The following is a 20177-nucleotide window of genomic DNA, read 5'->3' as shown; positions in this document are numbered from 1 at the left end:
GTCGGGTGAGTGACAGTCTAGTGATCGGCTAATCGCCTCCATCAGGCTTCGCGCATATTATCTCCTCCGAAGGCGATCAGCGACACTCGCTTGCGCCGAACCTCTTGCTCGCTTCGATCGAGGACAGCGGCAATCACTTTCGCCGGAAGCCGGTCGTCCGTCAGACAAAGCAGTCGCTCCTCCTCGACCCGACTCCATTCTTTGAAAGCCATTATTCAACTCCTCACGCGACGATCCCCACCTTTCAAAACCAGAGAGATGCACTTGGCGCGACAACATATGTGATTGTGAGAGCGCGAAAATCGTGATGTTCGGATGGCGCAACGAGGAGTCACCGTATGTTTGGATACTGGGTCCGTTTAGTCGATGAAAATCAGGCAATCACCAGAGGGCACGGCGTCAGGGATTTGAATGCGGCTCTCAACCTTTGCGCGAAGGTCGCAGAACAGGATGCGCGCTCGCACATCTGTCGAGATGGTGAGACGGTTGCGACCATCACGCGTATGGGGGCAGCACGTGATTTCTACTGGAGACTGGATTAATTCAGTTCATGCGACAGGACTTTGGCAGTTCCGAAAAAGCGCCTGTATCCGACTCCTGCCTCCATTGTTGAAACATTTTCCAGTCTGAACCGGCCGTCGCTACGTTCGATTTCTCCCATCTCAGTCATCTTTTTCAACATGCGCGAGAGATGGACTGGAGTTATACCAGCGACATCCGACAATTCCGAAAGAGTGAAGGGCAACGGCATCCATTCCGGGCTATTGGCGATCGTGCCGAGCTCGTCCACCAGATCGAGAAGGATCACTCTAATTCGGTCGAGCGCGTCTCCTGTAATCAGGGCTCTGACCCGTTGAGAGGCACGCATGGCTCGGGCCACTTCATGTCTTTTGAGGAGCGTGGCTATTGCCGGTCGCTCTTCGAACAACTGACTCAGCGCGTCTCGATCCAGCATCCGAATTTGCGCCCCGGATTTAAAAAGAAGATTATCGCGCTCGACGAAATCCGAGAAACGCGACCAATTGCAAATAGCCCCGGGTCCATAGAATTCACTGATATGACGGCGCCCATCGGGAAACAGGTTGAAGCTATAGGCCCAACCCGTCTCGATCACGATAAGATGATCAAGATACTCGCGGTCGCTCCAGGCTGGTTGGTCAACTTCGAATGCCCGCTCCGATACAATGGTGTTCACCAAGTCGTCACGAACAGCGTGTCCCGAGAAATTGTGCAACCTTCGCGCTAGATGATGCAAAGGTGCCTCCGCCTCGTAGGAGGCCGTGGGCATGACTGATCCGCTGTTTCTTTGAGAAGCGTTACGTGGGGCCATATATGAAAAACAACAGGTCATTCGATGCGGAGTTCCTTCGAGCACACCGCCAAAGTCCAAACAAATGTTGTCGCTTCCCTTAGTGACGGCTGACAGAAAGTGCGAAGCACCTTTAAGCCAACGGGACAAATCGTGCGAGAATCAGAGTACAACTATTATTTGCGCCGGGCCAAACATGCGCGTGCGATGGCTGAAGCTGCCGACTCCGAGAAAGTCAGGAAAATTCACGAGGAAGTGGCGCGAGCTTATGAAGGTCGTTGCAAGACAGACTGCAGCATAGGTTCGGCGGGGCCACCGCAGTTGCCGACTGGGATCACACTAAAGCGAAAATCGTAGCTCCACCTGCAGGCCCGACGCGCCTTCCACCGACAGGGTCGCTTCGTGGCGCGAAGCGATCGACCGAATGAGGCGCCAACCCAGGGAGGAACTACGCTCCGGCCGCTCGCCGTCCGGCAACCCGACCCCGTCATCTTCGACCACCAGCCGATAGCTTTCCTCGCCCTCGTCCGTCTGCTGCAGGCGCACACAGACCGTACCGTGGTCACGATTTGGAAAAGCATGTTTGACTGAATTGGTAATCAATTCACCCACCAGGAGGCCAAGGTCGGCCATGAGGTCGCTCGGAAGGATCTGAGCGTCACCATCGACAGAGACATTGATGTCCTTCCCGACATGGCTGAACGCATTGATGCTGTTCGTCGCGATTGCCTCGAGAAACGGCAGGGCCGCAATCTCGTTCTGGCTCTGCGCATGCTGGAGATCCTGGTGGACCCGTACGATCGAGTGAATGCGGTTTTCGGTTTCCGCCAGCAGGTCGCGGGCTTCATCGGTTTTCGCCTTGCGGCTCGCCATCTGGATGATCGAGCTCACCAGCGCCAGATTGTTTCCCGTCCGGTGATGCACCTCGGCGATCAGCAGTTCGCGCTCGGCCAGTGCCTCCGCGAGTTCACGGTTCTGGCGTGAAAGCTCAACGACAGGATCGGCACTGTTGAGCCGCGTGATATCGTCGGCGATCCTCTTTATCGTGTCCGTGGCGTCCGCGCTCGCGACGACGGCTTCGAAGGCAAGGTAGACGGACGTTCCCTCGGACCCGCTCTCGATCTCGAATTGGTCCGAGAGGCGTTGTGCGCCGCTCAACCCAAGACCGAGACCGCCACTATCACTATTGTCTGCAGCTTTCGCCCGATAAAAAGCGCGCCCCTTGGCCGTGCTCTGCTTGATTTCGAACCCTGGCCCCTGGTCAACAAAGCGTACCGCTAGGTAAGAGCGCCCGCCACTCTCCTCATATCGAAAGGTCGCCGTTCCCTGTTGGGCATATTGAAGGATGTTGCGGGCAATCTCGAGACAGGCAGTGACGCACCGCGTGCGCGCGAACCGCTCGAGATGTAGCGAACGGCAGATCTGATCAGCGACCTGCCGGACCCGCATGATATCCGCCTCTTCCTCGATCCGGACCTTGATGATGTCGTGCTTCACAGGGCACGCCCCTCTTTCATGCGCGCAACGAGGACACTGGCATCGTCGCGGCCGCGCAAATTGTCGCTCAACAGCCGCGAGGCGATGAGCGGGGCACTACGGTGGAGGAGCGACGTGCGAGTCGCGAGATCGCGCAGAGTATTGATCCCGTCCGAATGCATGATGACGATCGTATCCTCGTCGACGTCATGGCTCTCGACATGCGCCTTGGAGCGACCGCTTCCGAGCAGGCCATCGCGCACGGCGAGGCGACGAAAGTCGCCGCCCCTGCGCACCAGCGTCGAGATATTGCCGATACCGGCATAATCCAGCCTCCTGTTCTCGCTGTCGACTCGAACCAGGCTGGCGACCCCGCCCCGCGTGCCCCGCATCGCCTCACCCATTTCGTCGAGGATGTCCTGCAACCCTGCCTCGGGCGCAACGTCGACGAAGGTCTCCCGCGCCGCCTCTGCAGCCGCCGCGGCTTCGGGGCCATGCCCGAGGCCGTCGCAGACCATGAAGGTCCGCACCGATCCGATATCGCATATCGCGACGCTGTCACCGCATTTGCGTGCGCCGGGATAGGACAGCCGGAGCGCCGCATAATGACCGCGCATCGTCCCCTTCGCCTGTCGCGGCAGGAATTCGGCGGTCACCAGCGTGCCCTTGCCTCGCCCCGTGTCGATGTCGAGCCGGTCCGACAATCGCAGCATGGCGCCCAGTCCCGTACCCGGCGAATTCTTCGTGGTTCGCCCATCGCGCAGCATGAGTTCCAGCTTCGCGATCCCCGGCCCCTCGTCGACGCCGACGAGGACAAGGCGCTGTCCGCCCGGCGGTCCGAACCAGTCCACGAGAAACCGTCCGCCGCCACCATGACGCAGGATATTCTGCGCCATTTCGGTCGCGACGATGGCGACATGTTCGGTCTTCACCGAGTTGAAGCCGATGCGACTGGCCGCGCGCCGCGCCCGCCGACGGGCTTCGGCAACACTGCTCAGTTCACGGATATTGAGCCAATGGATCACGGACGCAGCTGGGTCTGCCCGACGAGGCGCACGGTCGTCCCCTTGCCTAGAATGCTGTCCACCTCGATCTGACGGGCCAGCCGGCGAGCGCCACCAAGGCCCCGCCCCATGCTACCGGACAGGGTCGTGAACCCGTCGGTGAACGCCTCGTCCAGGTCCTCGATCCCCGGTCCCATGTCGGTCACGGCGACCCCGATCATCCGGTCGCCCGCGAAACGAAAAACGTCGAGCATGCCGCCACCCCCATGCACGACGGCATTGCGCGCAATCTCGCTGACCGCCGTCACGAAACGGGTCTGCATCGAAGGGCGCGCCCCCATGTCCTGCATAATGTCGGAAACCTTCTTTCTGGCTCGCGCGACTGCGCGGTCACCGTCCAAACGCACGGAGGCCACCTTTCGACCATCGCGCAGGATCACTTCTGATCGCTTTGTCTCATTTTCCGCATGGCATGGCTGAGATTGAGCGCGGTGCGGTTGTCGGGCAGGTACATGCCGAGCTGCACCAGCGTCATGGCCACCGCCGGACGCATCCCCACGACATAGGTCTCGGCGTCGAGCAATTGCGCGACCGAGGTCAATTGCCCGAGCACGCGGCCAACGAAGGTATCAACGATCTCGAGTTCGCCGATATCGATGACCACGGCCTCGACGTCATGCTGCGAGATACGCTCGGAGAGTTCGTCCTGCAGCTCGAGGATGTCCGTGTCCGCGATGTCATCGCGGATCGAGACGAGCAGGACGCCTTCCACCTCATAGATGGACGCTGCCCTCATCGCGCCGCTTTACCCTCGAGATTGGACAGCGGCATGATGGCGACGCCGACCGACGTAAGCGCGTCGGTCAGCGCGCTGCGGATCGAGGAGCGGGTCTGCACCTCGCCAACATCCACGCCGAGTTGCACCATGGTTTGCGCGATCTTGGGGCTGATGCCCGAAATGATGCATCGCGCACCCATCAGGCGCACCGCCGCGGCCGTCCGCAACAGATGCTGCGCGACCTGCGTGTCGACCGTGCGTACTCCGGTGATGTCGACGATGACGACCTCCGCCTGATATTGGACGATCGCCTCGAGGAGGTTTTCCATCACTTCTTGAGCGCGAAGGCTGTCGAGTGTCCCGATCAGCGGTAGCGTGAGCACCTTGTCCCACAATTCAACCACCGGCGTGGACAGTTCGATCATTTCCTCGCGCTGGCGCTCGATCACTTCCTCACGCTCGCGGATGAAGACTTCGGCCGAATGGATGGCAAAGGCATCGATCGCCTTCGAGACTAGCAGCACCTCGTCGATCAAACGGTCGGGGTTATCCGCAAGTCGAGCCTTCAGGCGCTCGATCACCGGCGGTTTCAGCGACAGGACGAAGGTCGCCATCTCGCCCGGAAGAACACCGCGCTCGACGCGTTCATGCGTGATTTCCGCAAGGATGCCGCGAAGGTCCGCCCAATGGTCGTCCTCGAGATCGAAGTCGCCATCGCGATATCCGTCCTTCACGCCCGTGCGGAACGCCCGCAGCAGCGAGGCGGCCTGGTCACGCTCTTCCTTCTCCGAGAAAAGGTCAGCGCGTTTGGCGCCATCGTCCTCGGCGACTTCGATCCACTCGGTCAGGACGTCATTGGCCTCGTCCTTCAGGATGTTCAGGACGGTCTCAAGCGTGGTTTCAGGCACAAAATTCTCCTCGTGGCGGCAATAACGCTACCGCACAAAGTCCATAGCAGGTGGAATAGGGCAAAAGCGAGAACGGCTTGATGGTTCCGAGAAATTGCGTCCTTTCCATGAACCAGAAGCCCTTGCGCAGTCGACTTCGACCGGATGCTGGCCGTTCCTTGGGCACTACCGGAGGATTCAGAGACGAATTTTCGGCGGTGACGCCGGAAGCTGTTGACCAAACGATAGCATTTCCGCCAAAGGCGTCCTCGGTCGTAAGCTTCGGCTAACCGGTCGACATTAAAACGCCTAATGTAGACCGCCGAAAATAACAAGCGTTTCCAACGTGATGCGGGTGTAGCTCAATGGTAGAGCAGGAGCTTCCCAAGCTTAAGACGAGGGTTCGATTCCCTTCACCCGCTCCATTTTCCTGAAAATCTGACGGTTTGCGTCTGCTTCGGCTGCGGTTCGCGGCTGGCGCGCGCCCATCGCCTCATGTCGTGTCGCGAAAAAGGGCCGGCCCCATCGGGACCGGCCTTTCGTTCATGAGTGCCCTCGGGCCCCTGCCCTAGCCGCGCTCGGGTTCTGGCGCGGGCGGCGGCGGCGGCGGGGGCGGCGGCGGGCAATCCTCGCCCGCCAGGATCGCCGTGCCGTCGGGACAGGTCACCGTCGCGGGCGCAGGTGGCGGGCCGGCGGCGCGGGGGGCGGCGGCGGCGGCGCGATGACCGGCGCCGGTGCACTGCCGAGCGGCAGGCGCAGGCGCACATTGCCCGCGTGGCTCGTGCGCGCCCCGTCGAACAGCCCTTGGTACGCGACCTGCACATCGGCGCGGCCGACCTTCGTGCCAAGCGCCAGCCCGAGCAGCGCGCTGTCACGCTCCTCGGCGCTCGAGACGACGTCGAACGGGCATTGCGACTGATCGCACAGATAGGCGCTAAAGCCGGTGCGATCGTCGCCATGCAGGCGCCGCCAGCCGAGATCGAGCTCGGCGACCACACCGCCGATATCGCCCGCAAGGCGGCCACCGACCGTCGTATAGGTCCGGCTTTCGTCCATATCGGCGAGCGTCAGGCTCGCGCCCGCGACCCCCGTTTCGCTGAACCCGTCCATCCGGGTCGCGACATGGTCGAGATGGACATAGGGCGTGACCGCCGCGCGCTCGCCGAGCATCGCCCGGTAGCCGAGATGCGCGCCCAACGTCCATTGCGTCAGATCGCTCGACCCGATGGCGGTCCCGCCAAAGCCGTTGATCGCGATGTCGCGGTCCGCGTCCATGTCGTACCAGCCATAGCTGCCCAGCACCTTGGCATAGAGGCCGGCGCCCTTGTCGGTGCCCAGATAGGCGCCGAGCACGGTGCCGCTGGCATCCACATCGGTACCGCCCAAGTCCTCGAACGCATGATCATTGCCGACCAGCGAGACCGACAGGCCCGCAAAGCTCGACGGCGACAGCGCGAGTTCGGCGCCCAGCATCGCCTGCCAGCGATTGGCGTCGTAGTTCGGCGCCTCGACATCGCCATCCTGCTCGGCGACCTGATAGGCGACCGACCCGAACAGCGTCACGCCATAGCGGTCGGAACAGAGCCACGGCAGCGCGCAATTCGGCGTTGAGGCCGAAGCTTTCCTGCTGGAGGCCGACCGCGTGGACGAGCGCTGCGCCGCTGCCCGTCGCCATCCCCATGCTGGCGCGCGCGAACATCAGCATCGTGCCCGCATTGTCGATCAGCGCTGCGGCGCTATCGCCATTATAGAAGCGCTGGGCGACCATGCCGCCGTCGACCGACGCCGAACCCGACGCCGATGCGGCGCGCGCCCAATAATCGACCGTCATCGTGCCGTCATTGTCGAACAGCGCATTGTTGACGTCGGCTTCGCCCGTCTGCGCCACCGCCCAGAGCGGGTCGCCAAGCGCCCCGCCGACGCTGGCATTGACGCCACCGACCACGGCCGCATCCACGCCCATGTCGACGCGTCCGGCATTGATGAATTGCAGATCGGCCGTCGTGCCGACGCCATATTGCATCTGGCGGATGCCCCAGCCGAGACCGGTCGAGCTGCCGACACTGGCCTCGGCGCTGTTGAGCGGGGTGGCGTTGCCGGCACCGGCAGCGGCATTCACCGCCCACAGGATGCTCGCGCTCGCGGCGTTGGAAATCTGGTTGTCGGGGCCCAGCTGGAGGATGCCCGTGCCGGGCAGCGCGACCGCCTCGGCGACCGCGCTCGAAAAGCTCGGCACATCGGCATCGGCGCGCACCGCCATGTCGATGACGCCCCCATTCTGGATCAAATTGTCCGCGCCCGACTGGAGGATCGCGGTCTCGTTCGAGGCGTTGGCGACCGCATTGAAGCCCGCCGCATCCGCCGAAACATAGAGGTCGATATCGCCAAGGTTGACGATCGCATTCGTCTGCAAGCCCGTGCCCGGCACTTCCATGACCTGCTCGATCAGCGCATCGTCGGCGCGCGCCACGGCCCGCGCCGTTCCCTGTCCGACCAATCCGGCATCGGCATCGAGCGACACCGTCATCACCCCCGAGGCGGCATTGTCGATGACGAGCCGGCCGGCCTGGCCGTCATTATGATCATATTCCTGGCGGATCGCATTGCCGCTAGCCAAGAGCGCGGACGCCGTCGCATCGACCGGCTGGGTCGAACTATTGGCTGCGTCGGCATCGATCAGCACGGTGAGAAAGCCGTCATTGTCGAGGAACAGGTTCGCCCGATCGCCATCGGCCTCCTGCGAGACGACGCCCTGCCCCGTCCCCAGGGCAACTTCGGCACGCGCGCGAACGTCCTGCGCCGCGCTTGCCGTGCCCGTGGCCCCGTCGAAGACGTGCGCGCGTACCAGCACGCCCGCCGACCCCGCATTCGACATGGTGAGGGTGACCGCCCCCTCGCCGCCCGACCCGGTGACCGAACCGGGGGTGCCGATGGCGCTGCCTTCCTGGCGGACCTGCCCGTCGGCGGTGCCGGTGAGGACCGCGCTCACCGTGAAGACATCGCTTGCCGTGGTGGCATTGACCGACGTGCCGCAATAATCGCCGAGCGCCGGATCGTCGCAGATATTGCCGATCTCGATGATGTCGAGAACGTCGGTGCCGGTCACCACATGCTGGTCGCCCGCATCGACCGTGACGGTCTGCGCCTGCGCCGGGACAGTGACGCCCAGCACGGCGAGCGAGGCGCCCGAAAGCCAACGGAGCTTGGGGCTGCTGGTGGTGATCGCGGTCATGTCATCTTCCTTGCGAGGGCGATCCGGGTCCGGACCGCCAAATCTATACAGGCGCGCGGGAAGACGACGGCCTGGCGCCCCCCACGCGCGTCAAGCCGAGCATGTGCCTGCCTGCGCGCCCGCGTAGGTGCAACTGAGGATGATTATGATGGATTTAAGCCGGAGTGGCGCTCCAGCGCCAACGTACCCGCGACGGCCAAGAAAGGTGCCGCGTGGCCCGCTCGAAGAGAGCAGAAATTGGCGATTTGACGTCAAATTTTGAGTTAAAAAAGTACGATTGATCTGGATCGTGTTCGATCCGACACGCCTCGTTTTTGTATATCGCGGCTCAGCTGGCGGGCTCGGTCGCGCGCCCGGCAGCCTGTGCCTCGGCCTCGACCGCATCCTCCTGCGCCTCCAGCGCGCGCCGCTCGATGATCTCGGCGGGCGTGCCCATCACGATCTCGACACGGCGATTGCGCGCCTGCCCCTCCTCGTCGGGCTCGCCGTCCAGCGTGAGATTGGGCGCGATCGGATTATGCTCGCCCAGCGCGACGATGGTGATCCGGTCCGCCGCCACGCCCTGTGCTTCCAGATAGTCGGCGACGACCTGCGCGCGTTCGCGACTGGCGCGTTCGTTGGCCTCGTCCGAACCGATCGAGTCCGAATGGCCGAACAGCGTGATCGCCTCCTCGCTTCCCAGCCGTTCCTTGCCGAGGAAAGCAAGGATCGCCTCCTCGCTCGCCGCATCCAGCCCATCGCGGTTCGCAAAGCCGACGGTCAACTCCATCGGTACTTCCACCTCATCATCGACCGGCACCTGCTCCTCGATATCCTCTCGGATGATCGAGCGCAGCGGCGGCACCTCGGTGTTCGCCTCGGGCTCGGGACCTGCGGGTGCCGGCTCGCGGCAGCCTGCCAGCGCGGCAAGCCCGAGCAGCGCGAGCCAATAAGGGTGGCGGGGGGTCGTCACTTGCGTTCCTCCTGCTCATCGCCCGGGTCGGGCAGCGCGTTGGGCGCGCCGTCGCGCTTCTCTTCGGCCGCGTCGCCCTCCTCGTCATGCTCCCGGTTCGGCAAGACCGATTCCATGGGATGCGGCGTGCCGGGCGGGACATAGGCCACGATGGTGTCGCCCGGCCGCCCGTCGGGGCGCGAGGCGTGGGTATAGAAACGCAGCCGACCGTCCTCGCGCAGCACGAACACCGGCAGATGTTCTTCGGGCAAGTGGCTGCGCATGAGGTTGGTGTCGAAAGTGATCGTTAATCTGATCGGCATCAGCTGCCAGCCGCGCGCGACATGGTCGGCGACATCCTCGACGCCATGACCCGCATCGAACAGCGCACGACCGCGCAGGCTCGTGGGCAGCGCATGTGGGTCATCGCCCGATGCATCGCCCAGCTGATAGACATTGTCCGACCCGATCTCGGGCGCGAATTCGGAACAGACGAGCGCATTATAGGCCTCGTTGCCGGTCGTTGCGACGAGGACCTGGAACTGGTTGAAATCCAGATCCTCCTCGGTCGCCTCGGCGAGGATCTCGCCATGGAAGGTGGGCAGTTTCTCGGTCCGCGCCGCGCCCAGCCGCTGCCAGCTCGTGTCGGCGATCACCACCGGCACCTTGAGGTCGCGCAGCGTCTTGGCAAGCTGGAGCGAGAAGGGCGTCGTCCCCACGATCAGCACGCCATTGCTCTCGGGCCCGTTCAACCCCAGCATCTTGGCGAGCGGCGCGGCGGTGAAGCCATGCGCGAGGATGGTCGCCGCCACCACTGCAAAGCTCAAGGTGATGAGCAGCATGCCGCCCGAATAGCCTAGCTCGTCGAGGCGCAGCGCGAACAGGCCCGAGATCGCCACCAGCACGATGCCGCGCGGCGCGATCCAGGCGACGAAGAGGCGCTCCTTCCACGGCACCTTGGAGAAGGCGAGGCTGATCAGCACGGTCAACGGCCGCACCAGGAACAAGAGAACGAGAAGGAAGGCCAGCCAGCGCCACTGGAATTGCTGGATCATCGCCCAGTCGAGGCTCGCCGACAGCGTCACGAACACGCCCGAGACGAGGATGATCGTAATATTCTCCTTGAACGGCAGATAGGTGCGCGCGCTCGACAGATGGGTATTCGCCAGCACGATCCCCATCACCGTCACCGCGAGCAGCCCGGTTTCCTGCTGTACATAGTTGGAGAAGACGAAAGTGCCGATCACCGTCACGAACAGGATCGGCGCTTTCAGGAACTCGGGCACCATGCCGCGCGGGAAGGTGAATGCCACCGCCTTGGCCGCGCCATAACCCACGCCGCCCGCCATGATGCTGGCGATGGTGATCCCGATGATATTGTCGTAAAAGCTGGTCCCTTGCTGCTGCTGGAGCAGGAATTCATAGGTCACCACGGCGGCCAGCGCGCCGATGGGATCGTTGACGATCCCTTCCCACTTGAGGATCGCGCGGGGCCGCTGGGCAAGGTTGGTCTGCCGCAAAAGCGGGATGATCACGGTCGGGCCGGTGACCACCAGAATGCCCGCGAACAGCACCGCTACGCCCAGCGTCAGCCCCGCCACCTCGTGCAGCGCGATGGCGCCCAGCGCCCAGCCGACAGGCACCCCGATCAGCACCAGTCGCGGCACCGCGCCGCCCGTCTTCTTCAATTCGCCGAAGCGCAGCTGCAATCCGCCTTCGAACAGGATGATCGCGACCGCCAGCGCGACGGCAGGCTCGAGCAGCTCGCCGAAGTCCTCGTTGGGCCGAACGATCCCCGTCACGGGCCCGAGGATGATCCCTGCCACCAGCATCAGCGCGATGGCGGGCAGCCCGGTGCGCCACGCCACCCATTGCGCGCCGATCCCGGCGAGCCCGATCAGCGCGACGGAAATGACGATGCGATTGTCGCCGGCGGCGAGGAGGAAGGGCGCGATTGCGTCGATCATTGGCAGTGGAGCGATAAAGGCAGGTCGATGGTTCCACAACCGGCATGAAATATCCGATCACCCCCGATCAGCGCTATTTCCTCGTGCGCGGCCGCCTGTGGCGAATGAGCGACCCCGCCCTGCCGCCCGAGGAGCGCGACGCGCTGGTGCGCGAGCTCATGGCCGCGCGTGCCGCAAAGGGCCGGGCCATGCGCGCGGGCGACGATGCCGCGCGCGAGGCGGCACGCCAGCGCGTCGATGCCGCCAAGCATGCCTTGGGAGAACGCGGCCCGCCGTGGTGGGACGACGGCGCGCCCGACTATAATCGCAAGATGGCGCGGAATACGCCCTATGCCGACTGGGCGACCAAATGTGAGACATAACCGTCGCCACAGCGAAGGCTGGGGCCCATGTCCAGGCGACTATTCGAGACGGCATGGCTCCCAGCCTTCGCTGGGATGACGTGAAGTCTAAAGCCCGCCGACCGTCGGATCGTACCCAGCCGCGCGCAGCCGTCCGGCAAGATCCTCGGCACAGGCCGCGGCGGCCTCTTCGCCCTCCGCCCGCATCACGAAATTCGACCCGTAGCGCCCTTCCTTGAAGAAGGGATAGCTGCCGAGCGCCACGTCCGGATGCGCCTTGACCACCGCGCGAAGCAGGTCCGCGACCTCGCTCTCGGGCGAAAAGGCCCCGACCGTCACGCTGACCAGCGGCCGCCCGCCTTCCAGCGTCCCGGTCAACCCTTCCAACATCCCCGCGGTGATGTGCGGGATGCCCGCCATGATGTAGATATTCTCGATCATGATACCGGGCGCTCCCGATACCGGATTGTCGATGAGGCCCGCGCCCTGCGGCACCCGCGCCATGCTCATCCGCGCCGGCGTCGCTTCCTTCTCGATCGAGGCATAATAATTGCGCAGCATCCGCTCGGCCTCCGGATGGACGACGACGGGCACGCCCAGCGCCGCCGCGATCGCATCGACCGTGATATCGTCATGCGTCGGCCCGATCCCGCCGGTGGTGAACAGATAGTCGTTGCGCTGCCGAAGCGCGTTCACCGCCTCGATGATCGCGTCCTCGACATCGGCCACCACCCGCACCTCGCTGAGGCGGATGCCCTGCACGTTGAGCCACTGCGCGATCTGCGCGACATTCTTGTCCTGCGTGCGGCCTGAAAGGATCTCGTCGCCGATGATGACGAGCGCGGCGGTATAGGTACGGCTCATGGCGCGCACCCTATGCGCCCCGGCCCCCGCGCACAACGCCGCCGTTGGTCCAAGCGTCCATACGGTTGATCGAAAGCACGCTGGCCATCCCTCTCGACGCCAGAGCTACGTTCGCCGTCGAAGCAATGGGGGGAAATCCATGATCCGTTTGATCGCCATCGCGCTCGCTGCGTCCAGCGCCTTGAGTGGCACCGCAGCGCTTGCGGCCGCCCCTCACCACGAAGCTAACGCCGAGCACAACGCTGCCGACCTCGTCCAGCTCGTTCGGATCGTCGAGGAAGGTTATGCCGGTTTCCCCACGAAAGTGACGGACGACAATCGCGCCGAGTACGAGGTGATCAAGTCGTCGATGCTCGCCAACAGCGACGACCTCACCGCGGGACAGCTCTACGACCGGATGCGCACTTACGTCGATTGGTTCGACGACGGCCATCTCCAACTCGACCTCCTGTCCGATAACATTCCCGGCAAGGAGCTGACGACTGATCTTCGGCCTGCCCCGTTGATGCGCGACGCCCTCGATACGGATGCCGCGCGCGCCGTCATCGACGCATTGGGCGCGGATCGAGCGCCGATCGAGGGCCTTTGGTCCCTCGGCTCGAACTATGATCTCGTCATCCTTCGCCATGCCGACCACGCGGGCGTCTACGAGGCACGCATCATCGATGCCCGCCCCAAAATCTGGCGTCGTCCCGGCGCGGTGATGGGCGTGTTCACCGAGACGTCCGCTGGGACCTACAATCTTGATCTTCGCAATCGCGATTTCAGCCCGGAAGCCTATGAGGCGTTTCTGGAAGGAAATGCTCTCAGGCTCGATGACGGCGGGCGCTTCACCCGCGACTATCCCGCCGGTGCTGAAGGACAACCTCTCGGCGCCGAGTGGGCTATCGAGCCGTTCGGCGAGGACGCCGTGCTGGTCCGCGCGCCGAGCATGTCGCCACGGCATATCGAGACGGTCAAATCCTTGGTGACGGACAATGCGGACCTGCTGGCCGAGCGAACCTATATGATTATCGACGTGCGCAACAATGGGGGCGGGGGCGATGCGACCTATTCGCCATTGATCGACTATCTCTACACGCAACCCATGATCGAACCATTGATCGAATTTCGTGACAGCGAGGTCCATGTCGAGGCCCGTCGCGCGCAAGCCGAGGAAGCGCGCGAAGAAGGCGACGATGATTCAGCGGCCTATTACGACGGCGTTGCCGACAAGCTCGAGGCGAACGACGGCGAGTGGATGCGCTTCGATTACAAGCACGACTTCTGGATCCGGACGCGCGATCATGTCTTGCGCAATCCGCAGCAGGTCGCGATCCTGATCGACAATAGCGCCTCGTCGGCCGAACAGTTGATCCTAGATGCGATGCAGTCGCGCAAGGTCACGCTCTATGGACAGCGGGACAGTGCCGGGGCGCTCGATTTGTCGAACATGGCCGTCAGCTATCTTCCATCGGATCGCTACGCCGTCGCCTGGGCTACGAGCCGATCGAACCGCCTCCCCGAATGGGGCATCGATGGCAAAGGCATCGCCCCCGATGTCCGCATTCCGGCGGACGTGTCCAATCCCGTCGGGTGGGCACTCGATCACCTCAAGTCCGGCGCCTGCCGCTTCGGCTGTTCGGACTAGCCCTTCGCCGCCGCCTTCCAGCGCGCCATCTGCGCCTCGGTCCAGAAGGTCCGCGCGTCGTAGAAATCCTCGAACGCGGGCACCTCTGGATCGAGGGTGAGCCAGCCCATCTTCGCGCTGGTATGAATATGCACGTCGGGCCCCAGCCCCGGACGATCGCCGAGCACGCCGGCGCGCACGAAATGCATCTTCTCGCGCAAATGCCGGTAATGGCCCGACACCGCGACATGACAGCGCTCGCAGCGCAGGATCCACTGATCCTCCCCGCTCTCGCTCGGCGTGACGACGCGCTCCACCGGCCCCTCGATCGCCACCCGATCCGCTTCATAGAGGCAGTTCAGCCCGAAGGCCGACCCGCTCTCGCGCTGGCAATAGGTGCAGTGGCAGGCATGGGTGATGAGCGGTTCGCCCGCGACCTCGATGCGCACCGCCCCGCAGGCGCAATGCCCGGCCCGTTTCACTTCCTCGCCCATACCGCTCTTCGCTCCCCTCGCCTTTCGCGTCATTAGCGCCTATATCGCGCCTCATGACCGAATATATCAAGGTGGGTCCCGAAGACCGCGTCGAGCCCAAGTCGGGCGTCATCAAGCTGCATGGCGAAGCGGGCTTTGCCGGCATGCGCAAGGCGGGCCAGCTCGCCGCCTCGATCCTCGATGCCCTCACCGACCATGTCGTGCCCGGCATCACCACCGAGGAAATCGACCGCATCGTTTTCGACATGACGCTGGCGGGCGGCGGCGTCCCCGCCACCTTGGGCTATCGCGGCTATACCAAGAGCTGCTGCACCTCGATCAACCATGTCGTGTGCCACGGCATTCCGGGCGACAAGGTCCTGAAGGACGGCGATATCGTCAACATCGACGTGACCCCCATCCTCGATGGCTGGCACGGCGATACCAGCCGCATGTATTTCGTCGGCGAACCCAATGTGAAGGCGAAAAAGCTGGTCGAGGTCACCTACGAATGCCTCATGCTCGGGCTCGAGCAGGCACGCCCCGGCAATCGCCTCGGCGACATCAGCCACGCCATCCAGAGCCATGCCGAAAAGCATCGCTATGGCGTCGTGCGCGACTTTTGCGGCCATGGCCTCGGGCGGCTGTTCCATGACAGCCCCGAAGTCGTCCATGCGGGCCGCGCAGGCACCGGTCCCGAGCTTCGCCCCGGCATGTTCTTCACGGTCGAACCGATGATCAACATCGGCCGCGCCGACGTGAAGATCCTCGGCGACGGCTGGACCGCGGTCACCCGCGACCGCAGCCTGTCGGCGCAGTTCGAACATTCGATCGGCATCACCGAGGACGGCATCGAAATCTTCACCGAGAGCCCCAAGGGCCTGCACCAGCCCCCCTATCATGGCTGACACGCTTTAGGGGGGACAGGGCCATGGGGGCAGACCGCTTCGACCCGCAGCGCGGCAATGCGCCGCCGAGCCTCGCCCTGTGGCTCGTCCTCCTGCTGGTCGCCGCCTACCCCAAGATCTGGTTCATCCTCGGTGACTGGGTCACGCGCGAGGGGCTGATGCTGCCGAATGGCGGCACCTGGTTCGGACGCGATTTCTCCAACCTCTATCTCGGCGGGCGACTCGCCATGGCGGGCGAGCCCATCTACGACGTTATCGCCTATCAGGCGCTGCTTGCCGACTTCGGCATCACCGCGGGCCAGAACAGCAGCTATCCGCCCACCGTCTATCTCCTCGGCGCGCCCCTGTCCTTCCTCCCCTATGGCGTCGCGCTCGCGCTCTGGCATGTCGGCGGCGCGCTTCTCTTCGTCCTCGCCGCACGCCGCTTCATCCCCTTCCACTGGGGCTGGCTGTTCCTCTTCCCGCCGATGCTGTCGATCCCCAACGGCCAATATGGCCTCTACACCGCCGCCTTGTGGATGTTCGCCTTCGCGGGCTCGGGCGTCGCGGCGGGGATCGCCACCATCAAGCCCCATCTCGGCATCTTCCTCGCGCTCGCCATGCTGGTACAGCGTCGCTGGCGCATGATCGCCACCGCCATCGCGGTCGCGCTCGCCCTGCTGATCGCCGCCGAACTCGCCTTCGGCCTCACCCGCGATTTCCTGACACAAGGCACGGGGATGCAGATGCGCATCCTCCTCACCGACACCGCCCAGCCCTATTTCTCCAACATGCCCTCGACCTTCGTGATGCTGCGCGGCACCCCGCTCGCCTGGGCCGCGCAGGTCGCGGTCGCCATCGCGGCCTTCATTCTCATCCTGCCGATCCTCAAGCTTCCGCTCCACCGCCAGGTCTTCGCGCTCGCCACCGCGACCTTCGTCGTCCTGCCCTACGCCTTCGCCTATGACATGGCGGTGGTGCAGGTCGGCATCGCCGCCATGCTGTGGCGCGACTGGGGCCGCATGGGCTTGATCGAGCGGCTCGCCCTGCCGCTGGCCTTCCTCGCGACCGTCTATGTCGTCCTCACCCCCGTGGCGCTCCTCGCCACCCTCGTCATCCAGCGGCGGGTTCTCCTTGCGGAAACGCGCCATTTGAGAGAAAAAGCGGGACATGAAGAAGATCGAGACCATCATCAAACCCTTCAAGCTCGATGACGTGAAGGATGCCCTCTCCGACGTCGGCGTGTCGGGGCTCACCGTTACCGAGGTAAAGGGCTTCGGTCGCCAGAAGGGCCATACCGAGCTCTATCGCGGCGCCGAATATGTCGTCGACTTCCTGCCCAAATTGAAGGTCGAGGTCGTCGTCACCGACGATCAATTGGACCGTGTCGTCGAGGCGATCGAAAATGCCGCGCGCACGGGCCGCATCGGCGATGGCAAGATCTTCGTCTCCACCATCGAACAGGCGGTCCGCATCCGCACCGGCGACCGCGACGCTGATGCGCTTTAGGCCCGCGCCATGAGCACGACGCAGCGCGACCCCCGCCTTGCCTCCATGGCGCCCGAGGAACTGCGCCGCATCATGCGCGCGCTGGGTTATCGCACCCAGTCCGACCTCGCCAACGCCATCGGCGTTTCGCGCTCCAGCGTCAGCTTGTGGCTCGACGGCAAGGTCGGCGTCCCCCGCCCCGTCGCCATGCTGCTGCGCATGCTCCACGGTGCCCAGCGCCGCGCCTATTAGGCGCCGTCTCGGCCATCGCGCCTCTCCTGTTGAATTGTTCACCGCACGGCTGATCGCGCTTGTCGGAACATGTCCGGCTGCACGATCATAGCCCCCATGACCGGGCGGGTACGACTCGCCCTTTTGTGCATCTAACGGAGAGCCACAGCCATGAGCAGCGCCAAGGACATCCTCGCCCGCATCGAGGACGAAGAAATCGATTATGTGGAGCTGCGCTTCACCGACCCCAAGGGCAAGTGGCAGCACCTCTCGATGGTCGCCTCGGCCTTGGACGAGGACCAGCTCGAGGACGGCTTCATGTTCGACGGCAGCTCGATCCAGGGCTGGAAGGCGATCAACGAGAGCGACATGATCCTGAAGCCCGACTTCGATGCGGTCTACGTCGATCCCTTCATGGCCACCTCGACGCTCGTCATCTTCTGCAACATCGTCGATCCCGGCTCGGGCGAGCTCTATGCCCGCGACCCGCGCTCGACCGCGACGCGCGCCGAAAACTACCTCAAGTCGACCGGCATCGGCGACACGCTCTACGTCGGCCCCGAAGCCGAATTCTTCATGTTCGACGACGTGCGCTTCCATGACGGCTATGCCGGCAACGGCTACCAGCTCGACGATGTCGAACTGCCCTCGAACAGCGCCACCGAATATGAACAGGGCAACCTCGGCCATCGCCCGCGCGAGAAGGGCGGCTATTTCCCCGTCGCGCCGGTCGACAGCGCCTCGGACATCCGCTCGGAAATGGTCTCGACCATGCTCGAGATGGGCCTGCCCTGCGACAAGCATCACCATGAGGTCGCCCCGGCCCAGCACGAGCTCGGCCTCACCTACGGCCATCTCGTCGAGACCGCCGACCGCATGCAGATCTACAAATATGTCGTGCACATGGTCGCCAATGCCTATGGCAAGTCGGCCACTTTCATGCCCAAGCCCATCGCCAAGGACAATGGCTCGGGCATGCACGTCCACATGTCGATCTGGAAGGACGGCAAGCCGCTGTTCGCGGGCGACGGCTATGCCGGCCTGTCGGAAACCGCGCTCTTCTTCATCGGCGGCGTCATCAAGCACGCCCGCGCCCTGAACGCTTTCACCAACCCGACCACGAACAGCTACAAGCGCCTCGTGCCGGGCTTCGAAGCGCCGGTGCTGCTCGCTTATTCCTCGCGCAACCGCTCGGCCTCGTGCCGCATCCCCTACGGGACCGGCGAGAAGTCGAAGCGCGTCGAATTCCGCTTCCCCGATGCCATGGCCAACCCCTATCTCGCTTATGCCGCGCTGATGATGGCGGGCCTCGACGGCATCGAGAATCGCATCCACCCGGGCGAGGCGATGGACAAGAACCTCTACGACCTGCCGCCCGCCGAACTGGTCGATGTACCGACCGTCTGCGGCTCGCTTCGCGAAGCGCTCGTCAGCCTCGACCAGGACCGCGCCTTCCTCACCAAGGGCGATGTCTTCACCGACGACCAGATCGACGCCTACATGGACATCAAGTGGGACGAGGTGCTGCGCTGGGAAACCACGCCGAGCGCGGTCGAATTCGACATGTATTACAGCAGCTGAGCCACATCTCGTCGCTGCAATCCCGACACGGGGGTCGCCATCGGCGGCCCCCGTTTTCGCGTGATTAAACGGACATCGTTAACCAGCGGTCATAAGGGGTCCGTAACTAATTTCGATTAACCGCTGCCAGGATGGCAGAGGAACCTCCGATAAAGCATTTTCGCGACCGCCTTCGGCTCGGCCCCGCCGAGAAAGGCCCCGAGGGCCCGCTCCTGCGCGAAAAGGACCCCGAGGCGCGCCATGCCCGCGAGGACGACCTCCTTTCCATCTCCATCCCTCGCCACGAGACTCGCTGGAAGAACATGCGCGAGGACGAGCGCCACCGGCTGAAGGCCGAACAGGCGATGGTGACTACCGTCGATGGCACACGCCGCGTCGTCGACCTCGTCAACCTGTCGGGCGGCGGCGCGATGATCGCGACCGACTATATCCCCGAGCATCTCGAACCGATTCTCCTCGACCTCGGCGACGGGGGCGAGATTGAGGCGGCGGTGCGCTGGATCAAGGACGGCCGCATCGGCATGCAATTCGCCGAGGAAACGCAGATCGGCTGCGACGCGGTGATCCGCGACGGCCTACTGCTCGACACCATTCGCAAGAGCTTCCCGACCGCCAATCTCGACGGCATGGCCCGCGCCCCCTCGGTGTTCACCGAGGCCGATGGCGAGGATGCCGAGACCGCGCGCCAGCCGCGCACCGCGCGCCGCCACCCGCTCATCTGGTCGGGCCATGTCCACTACGACCATGACACCCATCCCGTGCGCCTGCGCAACATCTCCGAGACGGGCGCGCTGATCGAAGGACGCATCAGCCTCCCGCCCGGCGTCGGCCTGCTCCTCGACCTCGGCGGCGCGGGGACCATCTTCGCCCATGTCAGCTGGTCGCGAGGCCCGCAGGCGGGCCTGCATTTCGAACAGCCCTTCAACGTCACCAAGCTGGCCGAGAGCAAGCCCCAGCTGGTCTCGGGCTGGGACCGTCCCGACTATCTCAAGCGCCACGACGAACGCGCCCGCCGCGATACCGGCGACAGCCCGTGGGCCGCGCATTGGAACGCTCCCAGCGTCGAGGCGCTGCGCGAGGAACTCGAAGGCTATATGAAATATTGAGCGCGCGCCGCGC

At 64.1% G+C, this 20177-nt stretch carries 20 protein-coding genes and 1 tRNA gene; 9 read left to right on the top strand and 12 right to left on the bottom strand.

Features of this window, described 5'->3' with window-relative positions; genetic code table 11:
• Nucleotides 1-41: 41 nt before the first annotated feature.
• From NUW51_RS01745 to NUW51_RS01715, 7 genes are all read right to left on the bottom strand, one after another.
• Nucleotides 42-212, bottom strand: a complete 171-nt coding sequence (locus NUW51_RS01745) for a hypothetical protein (RefSeq protein ID WP_265562179.1) — start codon at nt 210-212, stop codon at nt 42-44.
• 326 nt (nt 213-538) lie between these two features.
• Entirely contained in the window at nt 539-1288 is a 750-nt protein-coding gene (locus NUW51_RS01740; protein WP_265562177.1) for a Crp/Fnr family transcriptional regulator, read from the bottom strand.
• A 360-nt stretch (nt 1289-1648) separates the two neighbouring features.
• The gene (locus NUW51_RS01735) at nt 1649-2806 is read right to left on the bottom strand and encodes a sensor histidine kinase (RefSeq protein ID WP_265562175.1); all 1158 of its coding nucleotides are present in this window, start codon (nt 2804-2806) and stop codon (nt 1649-1651) included.
• Nucleotides 2803-3810 (bottom strand): SpoIIE family protein phosphatase, encoded by a 1008-nt coding sequence (locus NUW51_RS01730; protein WP_265562173.1) that lies wholly within the window; start codon nt 3808-3810, stop codon nt 2803-2805. Before NUW51_RS01730 ends, NUW51_RS01735 begins: the two co-directional genes overlap by 4 nt.
• Complete coding sequence (locus tag NUW51_RS01725; protein ID WP_265562171.1) at nt 3807-4229, bottom strand: ATP-binding protein; 423 nt, start codon at nt 4227-4229, stop codon at nt 3807-3809. The genes NUW51_RS01730 and NUW51_RS01725 overlap by 4 nt, the downstream gene beginning before the upstream one ends.
• Entirely contained in the window at nt 4226-4585 is a 360-nt protein-coding gene (locus tag NUW51_RS01720; RefSeq protein WP_265562169.1) for an STAS domain-containing protein, read from the bottom strand. The genes NUW51_RS01725 and NUW51_RS01720 overlap by 4 nt, the downstream gene beginning before the upstream one ends.
• On the bottom strand, nt 4582-5475 hold the full coding sequence (locus NUW51_RS01715) for an STAS domain-containing protein (RefSeq protein ID WP_265562167.1): 894 nt from the start codon (nt 5473-5475) through the stop codon (nt 4582-4584). Before NUW51_RS01715 ends, NUW51_RS01720 begins: the two co-directional genes overlap by 4 nt.
• 330 nt (nt 5476-5805) lie before the next feature.
• Between NUW51_RS01715 and NUW51_RS01710 the strand changes: the two genes are divergently transcribed.
• Nucleotides 5806-5879, top strand: a tRNA-Gly gene (locus NUW51_RS01710).
• 238 nt (nt 5880-6117) lie between these two features.
• Here the strand turns inward: NUW51_RS01710 and NUW51_RS01705 are convergent.
• The 3 genes from NUW51_RS01705 to NUW51_RS01695 form a co-directional block, all read right to left on the bottom strand.
• The gene (locus NUW51_RS01705; protein ID WP_265562165.1) at nt 6118-7017 is read right to left on the bottom strand and encodes an autotransporter outer membrane beta-barrel domain-containing protein; all 900 of its coding nucleotides are present in this window, start codon (nt 7015-7017) and stop codon (nt 6118-6120) included.
• A gap of 1997 nt (nt 7018-9014) precedes the next feature.
• Nucleotides 9015-9638, bottom strand: coding sequence for an OmpA family protein (locus tag NUW51_RS01700; RefSeq protein WP_265562163.1), 624 nt, complete (start codon nt 9636-9638; stop codon nt 9015-9017).
• Nucleotides 9635-11584 (bottom strand): cation:proton antiporter, encoded by a 1950-nt coding sequence (locus NUW51_RS01695; RefSeq protein ID WP_265562161.1) that lies wholly within the window; start codon nt 11582-11584, stop codon nt 9635-9637. The genes NUW51_RS01700 and NUW51_RS01695 overlap by 4 nt, the downstream gene beginning before the upstream one ends.
• A gap of 44 nt (nt 11585-11628) precedes the next feature.
• On the opposite strand from NUW51_RS01695, the gene NUW51_RS01690 reads away from it, so the two are divergent.
• Nucleotides 11629-11946 carry a hypothetical protein gene (locus NUW51_RS01690; protein WP_265562159.1) on the top strand — a complete coding sequence of 106 codons (318 nt, stop codon included), beginning with the start codon at nt 11629-11631 and terminating at the stop codon, nt 11944-11946.
• 87 nt (nt 11947-12033) lie between these two features.
• On the opposite strand, the gene NUW51_RS01685 is transcribed toward NUW51_RS01690, so the two are convergent.
• Nucleotides 12034-12789, bottom strand: coding sequence for a competence/damage-inducible protein A (locus NUW51_RS01685; RefSeq protein ID WP_265562157.1), 756 nt, complete (start codon nt 12787-12789; stop codon nt 12034-12036).
• 139 nt (nt 12790-12928) lie between these two features.
• Here NUW51_RS01685 and NUW51_RS01680 point away from each other — a divergent pair, with 139 nt between their 5' ends.
• Nucleotides 12929-14419: a S41 family peptidase gene (locus NUW51_RS01680; RefSeq protein ID WP_265562155.1), complete on the top strand. Its 1491-nt coding sequence runs from the start codon at nt 12929-12931 to the stop codon at nt 14417-14419.
• On the opposite strand, the gene NUW51_RS01675 is transcribed toward NUW51_RS01680, so the two are convergent.
• Nucleotides 14416-14880, bottom strand: a complete 465-nt coding sequence (locus NUW51_RS01675; RefSeq protein WP_265562153.1) for a GFA family protein — start codon at nt 14878-14880, stop codon at nt 14416-14418. The two genes, NUW51_RS01680 and NUW51_RS01675, sit on opposite strands and share 4 nt — an antisense overlap.
• Nucleotides 14881-14945: 65 nt before the next feature.
• Here NUW51_RS01675 and map point away from each other — a divergent pair, with 65 nt between their 5' ends.
• The 6 genes from map (at nt 14946) to NUW51_RS01645 (ending at nt 20164) form a co-directional block, all read left to right on the top strand.
• Nucleotides 14946-15779: a type I methionyl aminopeptidase gene (gene map, locus NUW51_RS01670; RefSeq protein ID WP_265562152.1), complete on the top strand. Its 834-nt coding sequence runs from the start codon at nt 14946-14948 to the stop codon at nt 15777-15779.
• A 23-nt stretch (nt 15780-15802) separates the two neighbouring features.
• A complete protein-coding gene (locus NUW51_RS01665; protein WP_265562150.1) occupies nt 15803-16972 on the top strand; it encodes a glycosyltransferase family 87 protein in 1170 nt (389 codons plus the stop codon).
• Complete coding sequence (locus NUW51_RS01660; RefSeq protein WP_265562148.1) at nt 16929-17267, top strand: P-II family nitrogen regulator; 339 nt, start codon at nt 16929-16931, stop codon at nt 17265-17267. Before NUW51_RS01665 ends, NUW51_RS01660 begins: the two co-directional genes overlap by 44 nt.
• 9 nt (nt 17268-17276) lie before the next feature.
• Nucleotides 17277-17498 carry a helix-turn-helix domain-containing protein gene (locus NUW51_RS01655; protein WP_265562146.1) on the top strand — a complete coding sequence of 74 codons (222 nt, stop codon included), beginning with the start codon at nt 17277-17279 and terminating at the stop codon, nt 17496-17498.
• Between the two features lie 150 nt (nt 17499-17648).
• The gene (glnA, locus tag NUW51_RS01650; protein WP_265562144.1) at nt 17649-19058 is read left to right on the top strand and encodes a type I glutamate--ammonia ligase; all 1410 of its coding nucleotides are present in this window, start codon (nt 17649-17651) and stop codon (nt 19056-19058) included.
• Between the two features lie 131 nt (nt 19059-19189).
• Nucleotides 19190-20164, top strand: a complete 975-nt coding sequence (locus NUW51_RS01645; protein ID WP_265562141.1) for a hypothetical protein — start codon at nt 19190-19192, stop codon at nt 20162-20164.
• Nucleotides 20165-20177 lie beyond the last annotated feature (13 nt).

Origin of the sequence: Sphingomicrobium arenosum (assembly GCF_026157085.1) — a bacterium.
Taxonomy (GTDB): domain Bacteria; phylum Pseudomonadota; class Alphaproteobacteria; order Sphingomonadales; family Sphingomonadaceae; genus Sphingomicrobium; species Sphingomicrobium arenosum.
Note: the sequence above shows the minus strand (reverse complement) of the source record. Positions and strands in the feature narration are given on the sequence as shown.